Consider the following 11,891-nt stretch of genomic DNA (forward strand, 5'->3'; position numbering starts at 1 on the left):
GCCATCAAACTATCCCAAGGCGCCTTTAGCTGCAGATTTATTCGCCTTCAAACTCACAAAGTTTAACCAACTCAAGCCCTAATGCGGTTAAACGTGCTTCACCACCTAAATCAGGTAATGAGATCACAAAGGCCGCATGTTTAACTTCACCGCCGAGTTGGCGGATCAGTTTAACGGTCGCTTCGATAGTACCGCCAGTGGCGAGTAAATCGTCAACAACGAGCACTTTGTCATTTGCGCTAATCGCATCAGTATGAATTTCTAGGCTATCGTGACCGTATTCCAGTTCATAGCTTTGGCTGATGGTTGCACGCGGCAATTTGCCGGGTTTACGCACAGGTACAAAACCGATACCCAATTCTAAAGCCAACGGTGCACCAAATAAGAAACCACGGGCTTCAGTGCCCACAATTTTGGTAAAGCCTTGGCCACGATAATGTTCAACTAACAAGTCGATGGTCGCTTTATAGGCTGCTGCATTCTCAAGCAAACTGGTGACATCTCGAAATAAAATCCCTTCCTTAGGATAATTAGGAATCGTTTTAATGCTTTGCTTTATCAAGGATAAGGTTTCTGTATTCATAGCCATCATATTTGCTTAATAAGTTACTTAATCAATTCACCAACCTAGCGGTGGCGGTATAAAACAAAACGTCCACACTGGGTGGACGCATTGTCGAAAGTCGAACAAAGCTTATGCCGCTTTAGTTTTAGTTGCAACAATCACAATGCACAAGTGATGGAAAGGTTATCAATTTGTGCCTTAGATCAAACCCTGTTGGCTCTCAGTTAAATAGCCTCAACAAGAACACGACTAAACTTTCAGTCACAGCACTTGAGCCCATCCAATCACTCAATCATCCCTCTATTTCAGGTATACCTTTAAGATACCAAAGTAGGACCAATGCCATGACAAACAGCAGACCTTTTACCCAAAGGATAGGGACCACAATAATACTGAGACTAAAACTGAGTGCGCTAACTATCATGGCTTTGCGTTTCAATCCCTTACGCATTGCTCGCTGCTCTTGCCACTGGGTTAAGGCGTCGGCAAACCAGGGATGTGTCATCAACCAATGGTGTAAACGTTCACTCGAGCGGGCAAAGCAGAAGGCAGCAAGCAAGATAAAAGGCACGGTCGGCAATATCGGTAGCACGATACCGACTAAACCTAAGACTAAAGCGGTTAAGCCTAACAGTAAAAATAATCCGCGCTTTAATACCATAGGTTTAAATGCCCTTTATCGAAAAAACAAAAGCCACTCGAAGAGTGGCCAATAGGCTATGCGCTAGAGATTAACGCTCGCTTAAATTAAACCTAAATGCTTTAACCAAGACAGACTTGCTGGCAGAGTCGGCAACAGTAAAACTAAAATAAAACCAATAAAATACAAAAAATTAAATGGGTCTTTGAACGGCTGACTACTCATTACAGCTCCTCTAGTATGTGCAAGTATAAGTGCGCAGGAATCGTACAGTGATTGAGATCACAAAACGGCCGACATTGTAGCGGTTTGTCAAATCAATAAAAACCCTCTAAATGTAGGGTTATTGCATTTATTTCGGCAATAATCCCAACCTTAAGACTGACGTCCGCGCACTATCCCTTTCGCCGCTAATTGCTCAAGTAACTGCATACAACCTTGCTCAATAATCTCTGGCGCCATTTGAGGGTAAGTGATTGTTAACCAATCAACTATCTCTTTAAAACCCGCTTGGCCTTGAGCTTGAAGAAATGCCAGCACCTGCGCGCTTAAGGGATTTAACTGTAAGAAGCACACTTCACAATCGGCATCTTGATAGAGACAAAAAAACACTGGCGTATCGAGTCGTTGCTGCGGCCGATAATCCTGACGAATGTGCTGCACCTCAAAATGATACTGCGCCACCCTCGCCGTCTGCGACAAACATAAAGCCTGCGTCGACATTTGCGCTAGGCTAAGTTGAGATTCATCCCCACTCGCCTGTGCGACCGCAACGGCCAACTCCAGCCATTCATAGTGCGCTAATTCGAGCATAAAAACAGGATCATTTGCCGTGGGCTGATATTCCTGCTGTAAAAAATCTAAAAACTCACACGCGATATCGATAAAGATGGGCGATTGGCAATCATGTTGACTGAAAAAACGCTGCACCAAAGTCAGCCAATCCTCCTCAGAATACAAACTTTTCAGCACGGGGAAGCCGTTCGACACAAATCCCAGCACATTATTAAAAAATAACTCGCGGTAAACCTGCATACGCCGGAAATCAGTATCCACGGGCAATGGCGAAGATGGATCGCGGATATAATCGATAAAGGATTGCTGCACTTGCTTAAAATCCATTAGGCGATCCTCTTTACGGCATGAGCACTATTTTGGGCATGGGAGCTGGACGCCGCCATTTGATAACCGTGAATTTGATTTATCTCGAGCAACAATTCAGCGGTTGTCGGCAAATTAAAGTCACGCTCAAGCAAAGTCGGTTTTACCCCATGCAAAGCATAACAGCGCTGTAATAATGTCCAGACGGGATCGTTAATGGCGGCGCCATGGGTATCAATGAGCAGATCTTCAGCTTGTTTGTAGTGCCCAGCAATATGCAAATAGGCGATGCGCTCCGTCGGCATGGCCTGTAAAAAGGCATCGGCATCGTATTGATGGTTTATCGAGTTCACATAGATGTTGTTCACATCCAGTAGCAGTTTACAATCGGCTTCTTGCAGCACGGCATTAACGAATTCAAGTTCTGTCATTTGCGCACCTGGAGCGGCATAAAAAGACACATTTTCTAAAATAAGCGGCCGCTCTAGAATATCTTCTACTTGCTTGACCCGCGCCGCCACATGCTTCACCGCAGCGTCGGTAAAAGGGATAGGCATTAAATCATATAAGTGACCTTGCCCTGAGCAATAACTTAAATGTTCGGAATAGACTTGGATTTGATGTAAATCCATAAAGGTTTTGATATTTTTTACAAACGCGAGATCTAAAGGTTCAGGGCTACCAATGGATAAACTCAAACCGTGGCAGTAGAAAGTATGTTGCTCAGTCAACTCACGAAATTGGCGGCCAAATTTACCACCTAAGGTCATCCAATTCTCAGGTGCCACTTCAAAAAAATTAATAGCATCAGGCACCTGTAAACAAAATTCACTGAGCATTTCTCGTCTTAATCCCAGCCCTACCTGTGTCGTATTTTTTTGATCATTCATAGAACCTCACGAATGCTAACCTGTAATCGCTTAAGAATAAAACACAAGAGACCAGCGCTGGCTGGCCTCTTTAGGCTCAATTATCCCAATAACTGCAGGGATAAAACAAACCCGCTTTACTTCACTTCTTTTTTAACGGCTTCGACTTTAGCATCCACTTTTTCGGCGGTTTTCTTCATATCAGCGCCACATTTTGCTTCACCACACTTACCTTCATGGGCCTTATCAGCGGCTTTCTTCATGTCAGCACCGCATTTCGCTTCGCCACATTTCCCCTCATGAGCTTTATCTGCAGCCGCTTTTTTCATCTCAGCACCGCATTTAGCCTCACCACACTTACCTTCTTTGGCTTTTTCAGCGGCGGCTTTCTTCATGTCTGCGCCGCATTTGGCTTCACCACATTTGCCTTCTGAACCGACAATTTGATAGCCCGCATCCATAGCTTCAAAACCAAATGGGTTAGTTTGTGCATTGACAGCAAAAGCTGAACTCATCACAACTGAACCTAACGCTACTGCAACTGCTGTTTTTTTAACTGAATTCATAAATAATCCCTTCTTGTTTATTGAGTAATAATGACCAACAACAGTTTAAGTAGCTGGCTTACAACAAAAGACCTGCCTTATTTCGATTCTATTGCAAAAAATATCACTAAGTCACAGAAATGGTAAAAATATCCTGCTAGGACAATCAGTTTAGCTTGGATTTTATTTATTGGCGTACCTATTCATCCTCCTTCACAAGGCCACTTTGTAACTTAGGGCTGATAAGGTAGAATGCTCGCCCTTTGCAACAGATATGGGTTTACTGCAGTGCGTGTGATTTTGGCTCCAATGGAAGGCGTAGTAGACGCTTTGATGCGTGACATCCTATCGACCATCAATCCCTACGATTTGCTCGTCACCGAATTTGTGCGAGTGGTAGACCAACTGCTGCCTGAAAAGGTCTTTCTCAAACTGTGTCCTGAACTGCTCAACAACGGCAACACCCCTTCAGGTACGCCAGTACGAGTACAATTGCTTGGTCAAGAACCCCAATGTATGGGCGAAAATGCCCTGCGTGCCATTGAGCTAGGCTCACACGGTGTTGATGCAAACTTTGGCTGTCCAGCAAAAATTGTTAACCGCAGTAAAGGTGGCGCCGTATTATTGCAATATCCTGAGAGTGTGCACGATATTGTCAAAGCCATGCGTCAAGCAGTACCAAAAGAGCATGCCGTAACGGCCAAAATACGTTTGGGCTACGAAGATAAGTCACTGTTTATGGAAAACGCCATTGCTGTGTATGAAGCCGGTGCAACTGAACTTGCCATCCATGCGCGCAGTAAAGTCGACGGTTACAGACCGCCAGCCTACTGGGAATACATCACCGAAGTGCGCAAACGTTTGCCGATCCCGGTGATCGCCAACGGTGAAATTTGGAACAGTGACGATGCTAAGCGTTGTATCGAGGTCACGGGCTGCGACAGTATCATGATCGGCCGCGGGGCAATTTCATTGCCGAACTTGGCTGATACTATCAAGACAGGAGCCACTCCTTATACTTGGGCGCAAACCTTAGGGCTCATGCTCAGTTATACCCAAAGGGAACTCAATGGCCGTAAAAGTGACTATTATCCAGCCCGGATCAAACAGTGGTTTACCTATCTCAACCGTCAATATCCCGAAGCCGATACCTTGTTTAGGGAACTGCGAGTCTTTAAAACAACGGAAGAAATTGTCCGCGTATTAGAAACAGCGCAACGGAACTTATGCGACGAATAATCGCAACGATATATGTGATAAAAGGGCTTTTGCCGTAGCACATATAATGCGATAAGAATGAAGTACTTTTTCGATTTTTAACGGCTAAAAAACCGAAAATGTGGCAGATACTTGATCTTTATCATAGTCGTTGATAGTGGAACTATTAGACTGGACGCCTAGAGTCAAATGAAATAGGCGATTTTACGTGAGCACCACCCATATCAGACATGAATTGTCAGAGCTTGAAGCTAATCTAAGGAAAGAAATAGGCGCGCTCCCTCTGTTCCTCGAAGCCATAGGGGAGCATTACGCTAGCCTGAGTCTGGCAGAATTAATTGATAAATTGGCTCAGACACCACTGGCTGAACACCCACTATTTTGCCGATTAAATAAACTTGATGCCGCCTTTTGCCAGCTCGACTTAGGTCTCTACGGTCTTTGCTCGGATTGTGAGGCAGAAATTGAAAGCGAACGCTTAAGCCAAGATCCCACCGAACAACGCTGCACCTCCTGCGCCGAGCATTATCAGCATGAACACCGCCACGAACTGCGCCTCACGCATTGATAGCGCTCATTCGACACCCAGTAAACTGCCTTATAAGCAAAAAAACCTCCGCAAGCGGAGGTTTGAGTTATCCAGGGAGGGCGGACAACCTAAAACTTCTGGTTTATTCTCAGGTAATACGTTCTACCTAACACATCATATAAACCCACATTCACATCGCGATAATCGGCGTAGGTGTAATAGTTTGGTGTTTCAGCATCAAACACATTATTCACCCCTACTGTGATAGAGCCGTTATAAGCATGGGTATAACCAAACTGAATATTATGTTTAAAGTAATTATCGTAATCAACATAACGGTCGGTTTCTTCTAACTCATTGAAATAACTTGCTGATTGACTACCGATATAAACAACTGTCCATGCGGCAGAAAAATCATCGTATTTCCAACTGGTCGCAAAGTTACCGCGCCAATCGGGCGAGTCAGTCGACCCTGCGTAATCGATCATGTCTGCTTCAGCGTTATCCTGCTTTTTAAAATCAAGCACATGAGTTAAATCCAGTTTGAAATTGAAATCCCCAAAGCCTGTTTCTAAGTTATAAGCCGTAACAAAATCGATACCTGAGGTCTCAACTGTAGCTAAGTTACGAACTCCGGCTTCAATATATTCAATCTTGCCATCAGGACCGCGCGTCACATAGGGAGAAGAACCATTCTTGATTTCATCACGCAGGATATCATCCACATCAATTGACTCAATTTTGTTGTCATAGGTGATTGAGTAATAAGATAACTCCAAGTTCCATGCGTCAGTGACATTCCAAACGCCGCCAAAGGTTAACGAGTTGCCCTCTTCTGCCTCTAGATCAGGATTTCCTCCATACCAGGTTTTATGTTGATTATTAGTCGCACAATATATGGCATCCACGTTACCAGGTTCATTACACCACAAAGAATCAACACCCTTCTCAAAACTCAAGGATTGAGACGAGAACATTTCGCTCATATTCGGCGCGCGGAATGAGTCACCATAGCTAGCACGCAATAATAACGTATCTATAGGACGCCAGCTTAAACCAAACTTAGGCACCACGGCATCGAAGGTCGATGAATTAACGACTTCCCCCTGAGGCCCTGTGAGAGTTCCTTCCTGCTCATAGCGCTCATAACGTACTGCGGCAGAAAACTCAACATTGGCAGGTAAGCCAACTTGGAGTTCCAAATAAGCGGCACTACGGTCACGCGTGGCATCCACATCATCACCACCCGAACCGCCGGAGATAATACCCGCGGCCGATTCTGGATCACTGGTTTGCTTAAACTTGATCATTTCATATTCAAGACCGCCGACCATAGCGACTGAAAGATCACCGTCATCGAGCAGTAAGGTCGAAGCAAGACCATCCAATTGAGTACTTTCAAATTTGCCCTGATAAACCCCAGTATGCGCTGCTTTACGATACAGATCTGTCATCTGTTGATCCCACTGCTCATAACTCATTCCAGAGGTATTGAAAATATCATATTGCTCTGAATCAATTTCTTGCTGAATAATATCGTCGTTCAGTAAATTATAGTTAAAACTATTTGTCGTCGATGTTGCGTGCTGGGCATTTAATTCCCAGTCGATACCATTCCCTGAATCTATTGTACCAACAAAGCCACCTAGAATATCAAAGTTGTTGGTTTCAGTTAATGTATCTCGCTCGCCAAGTTGCGCGCCTCGCATAGAAATCACTAATTCTTCGCCAACTGGATTAAACTTATTATCGGCACTCATCACAGGGGTATTCGTTGATACTGGCGTTCCCGCATAACGGGTTTCAGTTTCAGCTAATGAAGCAGAAGCTCGGCCTCGGAATTTTATATTCTCTGAAATCTCATAGGAGAAATTAGATAACAGCGAATTACGGGTTTGATCGCCAAATAACTTAGTGACATTACCATGGTTATATAAACAACGACCATCACCTGAGTCTATGGTATTTTCCGTTTTTTCACATATATCTGAATTACTATACCAGCTACCGTTGCCTGGTCCATATTTACCGTTTGGTACTGAGCTATATCCACTATATGCGTTATAACTTGAATCGTCCATTCGCCAAATATCACGATCCATTACCGCTTTAGTATCATAATATTCATAGGTTAGCGTGATATTGCCTTTATCAGTATTAAAGCCCGTTGCAAGTGATAAACGGTTGGCATCGCCTCCTTCAACACTTGGCTGCTCAGTGCTGTAATCAAGCTGAAACCCTTCAAACTCTTTCTTAGTGATAATGTTTATCACGCCCGCAACCGCATCGGAACCATATACTGCCGAGGCGCCATCGCGCAGGATTTCAATACGCTCCACGATAGCCATAGGGATAGAAGATGTATCGGCCACAGAGCCAGAGCTCGAACTTGTGCCCGGCATACGGCGTCCATCCAATAACACTAATGTCGCAGACGATCCTAAACCGCGTAAATTGACATCACTGGTTGAGCTTGCTCCTGATCCATAGCCAGAAATACCACGCCAAGAACCAAAGCTGTTTATCGCGGAGTTATTCAATACGTCAGCAACGGTTTTTTCACCCGTCATGGCAATATCCGCAGCATTAATGACAGTCACGGGTGAAACAGTTTCCATATCAACTTGTTTAATACGAGAACCCGTCACTTCAATGCGTTCAACTTTCGCATTTTCTTCTGCTGCATTTCCCACTGCAGAAAAGCCTATTCCAGAAAAAACCACACTGCTTGTCGCCACTGTAATTAAACTAGTACGAACGGCTTTGGCCGTTAAACTTAAATAGCGCATTAATCTCTCCTTGAGGTAAATAAAACCCTATGTTTGTTATTTTTATATTTGGCAAGCGAACTCTATTTCGCTGTAGGGATAATGTTAATGCGCAACATCTAAGTCAACCATTAAAAACAATTAATCTCAAATTAAAAAAAATTGACACAAAATAAATCAACTTGAATATAAGATATTCGTATATACATCATGGAGTTAAGCAATACAGACCTGTTGAATATATTAAATATTTAATTTGATACAATAAATCTCAATTGTTAACCAAAAGAACACCGAGAAACTCACGCCACAAATGAATCAAAGTGTATCCAAAATAAAACGCTGAATATTAATTTACACTTAGTTCAATATTAATTAACCATAAAAAATGCCACTCATTTGAGTGGCATTAATATTGAAACACTGAGTAATGATTGATTACTTAAAGTTGGCAACCTTCAACACTTTTTGAGTTCTCATAAACAATATCGCCTACAGGATTGTAGTCAGCAGCTTTAATCACTTGTTTCTCTTTCAAGAAAGAATAGAGTAAATCAGCATCAACAAAACCCGTTTGAATTGGGCTGGTTAGTTTAGGATAACCGTCACCACCCGCAGCATTAAAGCTAGGTACAGTGAACTTATAAGTGGCTGTTGGGCTAAAATCCTTGCCGCCAATGTCGCTGATGTTGGCTGTTTTAGCCACACAGTCAATGGTCATTTTCACACCAGTGATTTGTGCATAACCACCAGAACCAACTTGAAGACTGCCGACTGCGCCTAAATAAACCGCAACTTCAGTACCCGTCATTTCGTTAAGGGTAACCATATTACCAAATGGCTGAACAGTCAGCACGTCACGGTAACTAATGTTGCCTGGTTGGATAGATGCACGTACACCGCCGGAGTTCATTACACCAAAATCAGCAGTCACTTTAGCACTTTGTGCCATCGCTAACATACGGCCTAAGTTAGTTTGCTTATTACGCACGTTTGCACGCTCACCATCTAACAGGGCATCCGTTGTCGCAATGACTTCGTCTAACTTAGCTTGACCTTTCTCTTGATAGTAAGAAAGCAGCTCTTTTAACTCTGAATCCGGTTCAATTTTAGTGCCTGCTAAGTCAGCAGTTTTCTTACCAGCATCATCCAGTTTGCGCATATTCACAGGGACAAGCTTGTAGCTCGCTAGATGGAGTTCACCGTTAAAGTATTCAAAATCTGCACGGCCAACATATTTACCCCATTCATGGGCTTGCATGATCCAAGTGCCATTTTGTTTATCAGGTGCACATGCATCACCAGGCTTAAAGGCTGCGTAAGCTTTGTTGTCAGTTCCCGGTTCCATACACACTGGATTCTGTGAATGACCACCGATAACAACTTGTAAATCCCCTTCTTTCAATGCGCGAGCCATAGCTACATCGCCAGGGGCATTACTACCATTTTTACCATCCGCGTAATGACCCATGTGCGTGGTAGCGAAAATGATATCTGCCGCTTTGGCATCTTTAATTTCTTTAATCACTTTAGCAACTTCCACCTTGGGATCGGTGAATGTTAGATCGCTAATGTATTCTGGGTTACCAATCTTAGCAGTGTCTTCTGTCGTTAAACCAATAACAGCAACTTTAAGACCATTAACGTCAAATACTTTATAGGCATCAAAGTAACGCTCACCAAGAGTACCATCGGCATTTTTACGGTAAATGTTCGCCGCTAACATAGGGAATTCAGCAAGGCGACGCTGCATATCAAGTACTGATAACGGATTGTCAAACTCATGGTTACCAACAGCCATGGCGTCGTAACCAATTTTATTCATGCCCGTAAAGTCTGGTATGGCATCTTGAAGATCAGATTCTGGTACACCCGTATTAATATCACCACCAGATAATAATAAGGTTTGACTGCCATTCTTACTCACTTCTGCACGAATTTGATCAACCAGAGTTTTCTGAGCGGCTAAACCGTATTCACCATCACTGTTTTCCCAGAAACGGCCATGGTTGTCATTGGTATGTAAAACGGTAAACGTTTTACAAGCACTTCCCGCTTCAGCACACGTTGTTGGAACTTTATCGTCATCACTATTATTACAACCCGCAAGTGCAGCGAGAACAGCAGTTGCAACTAATCCTTTAATAAGCATATGTCTCATTACATCAACCCCTTGATTTTAATTATTTTATCATAGAAAGATTGCCGTGAACTCCATCAAGTTCAGCGTCACGGATAATAGCAAATAATAAAGATAAATTGTGTCATTTTTATTAAAAACTTGACATTTATATGAAATTTGGCGGGCATTTTAAGAAGGATTTGTTTCATATAAAAAAATAAGCTGAATGACTGATTTTTATATATTTAGAGAATACAAAATAAAAATGGAATAAATGGATTTTAATCGTTTGTTATAAATAACTTAGGAAATATGAAAAAACATCGCGATTGTTCCTTTAAAAAAACAAGCATGGGTAAATCTCAACTTACCGCATGCTGTTTTTATCAGCAATTAGACTTATCTACATTTCAAATCGCTGTAATAACCATTTAGAAATCGCTTTCAATTGTTCAGGAATGACAGAATGAGGCATTGGATAAGTTTGCCACGTAACATGATAGCCGCCCGCCGTTAAGGCTTCTTTTGCTAACATTCCAGCGGATAATGGTACAACATCATCCTGTAGACCGTGTTGCTGTAATATGGGTGTATTGCGATTCGCCGCACTTAATTCAGCGGGTAACACATCGCCCGTCGGCAAATAGCAAGACAACGCCATAATCCCTGCAAGTGGCTCAGGGAAACGCAGTCCAGAGAATAAACTAATTACTCCACCCTGACTGAATCCCGCTAATACGATACGTTGGCTCGCAATACCCGCCGCGATTTGTTCATTAATTAATGCGGCAACCATTTTTTCCGACTCAAGCACGCCTTGCATATCGGCTCTGTCATGCAAATCCATGCTTTTAATATCGTACCAAGCGCGCATAACGTAGCCACCATTAATGGTCACTGCTTGCTCTGGTGCATGGGGAAAAATAAATCGAATAGCATGATCTGCAGGTAAGCCTAATGCAGGCACTACGGGAGCAAATCCGGCCCCCGAATCCCCTAATCCGTGTAACCAAATAACCACAGCCGTAGCAGGAGTCTTAGGTTCAACAACAATACGCTCAAGAGAAACTGACATACTAAAAATTCCCAATTCGATATTAAACACTCATCAACTAAAAAATGATGATAAATCTATACGTTAAACACTCATCACCACTCGGGCACAGGTTATTCAGCATCCATGCCCAGCACATCTTGAATCGCACATAACTGAGCATTTGAGTCCAATACTAAGCTCCAACGTACACCGCCACCATCGGCGATCAGCATAGGAGGCTGACGTCTCAAGCCGATATCCTCAGCACTCGCTTGCAGTACGATACTGGCAACGTTGAGGCGCACTTGAACCTCGAACTCAGTAACGATTAACTTACCCTGCGAAAAATCTAACACCATTATGATAACCGCCCTATGTGAAAACGCCGTCATCATAGCAAACTTGTGCTCTTTTACCGATGGCATTTCCTGACCAGCATTCAAGCCATTAAAGTTTGATTACATTTGAGCTAACAGTGAGATAACAAATCCAGTGAAT

General features: G+C 43.1%; 12 protein-coding genes. 2 read left to right on the forward strand and 10 right to left on the reverse strand.

The window, feature by feature from the left end:
- Positions 1 to 37: 37 nt before the first annotated feature.
- The 6 genes from apt to HUB64_RS16735 all read right to left on the reverse strand — a co-directional run bounded on the left by apt (position 38) and on the right by HUB64_RS16735 (position 3,741).
- Entirely contained in the window at positions 38 to 589 is a 552-nt protein-coding gene (gene apt, locus HUB64_RS16715; protein ID WP_105252212.1) for an adenine phosphoribosyltransferase, read from the reverse strand.
- 268 nt (positions 590 to 857) lie between these two features.
- Positions 858 to 1,226, reverse strand: coding sequence for a YbaN family protein (locus HUB64_RS16720; RefSeq protein ID WP_173497443.1), 369 nt, complete (start codon positions 1,224 to 1,226; stop codon positions 858 to 860).
- An 81-nt stretch (positions 1,227 to 1,307) separates the two neighbouring features.
- On the reverse strand, positions 1,308 to 1,430 hold the full coding sequence (locus HUB64_RS23335; RefSeq protein ID WP_006082086.1) for a hypothetical protein: 123 nt from the start codon (positions 1,428 to 1,430) through the stop codon (positions 1,308 to 1,310).
- A 150-nt stretch (positions 1,431 to 1,580) separates the two neighbouring features.
- Positions 1,581 to 2,327, reverse strand: coding sequence for a DUF2063 domain-containing protein (locus HUB64_RS16725; RefSeq protein ID WP_173497444.1), 747 nt, complete (start codon positions 2,325 to 2,327; stop codon positions 1,581 to 1,583).
- The gene (locus HUB64_RS16730; RefSeq protein WP_173244261.1) at positions 2,327 to 3,196 is read right to left on the reverse strand and encodes a DUF692 domain-containing protein; all 870 of its coding nucleotides are present in this window, start codon (positions 3,194 to 3,196) and stop codon (positions 2,327 to 2,329) included. The genes HUB64_RS16725 and HUB64_RS16730 overlap by 1 nt, the downstream gene beginning before the upstream one ends.
- Positions 3,197 to 3,312: 116 nt before the next feature.
- The gene (locus HUB64_RS16735) at positions 3,313 to 3,741 is read right to left on the reverse strand and encodes a hypothetical protein (RefSeq protein ID WP_028759624.1); all 429 of its coding nucleotides are present in this window, start codon (positions 3,739 to 3,741) and stop codon (positions 3,313 to 3,315) included.
- A gap of 267 nt (positions 3,742 to 4,008) precedes the next feature.
- Here HUB64_RS16735 and HUB64_RS16740 point away from each other — a divergent pair, with 267 nt between their 5' ends.
- Together HUB64_RS16740 and HUB64_RS16745 are read left to right on the forward strand one after the other, a co-directional pair.
- On the forward strand, positions 4,009 to 4,959 hold the full coding sequence (locus HUB64_RS16740; RefSeq protein WP_105253104.1) for a tRNA-dihydrouridine synthase: 951 nt from the start codon (positions 4,009 to 4,011) through the stop codon (positions 4,957 to 4,959).
- A 187-nt stretch (positions 4,960 to 5,146) separates the two neighbouring features.
- Positions 5,147 to 5,506 (forward strand): TraR/DksA C4-type zinc finger protein, encoded by a 360-nt coding sequence (locus HUB64_RS16745; protein WP_028759621.1) that lies wholly within the window; start codon positions 5,147 to 5,149, stop codon positions 5,504 to 5,506.
- Between the two features lie 89 nt (positions 5,507 to 5,595).
- Here the strand turns inward: HUB64_RS16745 and HUB64_RS16750 are convergent, their stop codons facing one another.
- The 4 genes from HUB64_RS16750 to HUB64_RS16765 all read right to left on the reverse strand — a co-directional run bounded on the left by HUB64_RS16750 (position 5,596) and on the right by HUB64_RS16765 (position 11,752).
- Positions 5,596 to 8,256, reverse strand: a complete 2,661-nt coding sequence (locus HUB64_RS16750) for a TonB-dependent receptor (RefSeq protein ID WP_173497445.1) — start codon at positions 8,254 to 8,256, stop codon at positions 5,596 to 5,598.
- A gap of 421 nt (positions 8,257 to 8,677) precedes the next feature.
- Entirely contained in the window at positions 8,678 to 10,396 is a 1,719-nt protein-coding gene (gene ushA, locus HUB64_RS16755; RefSeq protein ID WP_028759619.1) for a bifunctional UDP-sugar hydrolase/5'-nucleotidase UshA, read from the reverse strand.
- A 364-nt stretch (positions 10,397 to 10,760) separates the two neighbouring features.
- Entirely contained in the window at positions 10,761 to 11,432 is a 672-nt protein-coding gene (locus HUB64_RS16760) for an alpha/beta hydrolase (RefSeq protein WP_173497446.1), read from the reverse strand.
- Between the two features lie 92 nt (positions 11,433 to 11,524).
- Positions 11,525 to 11,752 (reverse strand): DUF3389 family protein, encoded by a 228-nt coding sequence (locus tag HUB64_RS16765; protein WP_173497932.1) that lies wholly within the window; start codon positions 11,750 to 11,752, stop codon positions 11,525 to 11,527.
- Positions 11,753 to 11,891 lie beyond the last annotated feature (139 nt).

Source organism: Shewanella sp. ISTPL2, assembly GCF_013283205.1.
Taxonomy (GTDB): domain Bacteria; phylum Pseudomonadota; class Gammaproteobacteria; order Enterobacterales; family Shewanellaceae; genus Shewanella; species Shewanella oncorhynchi.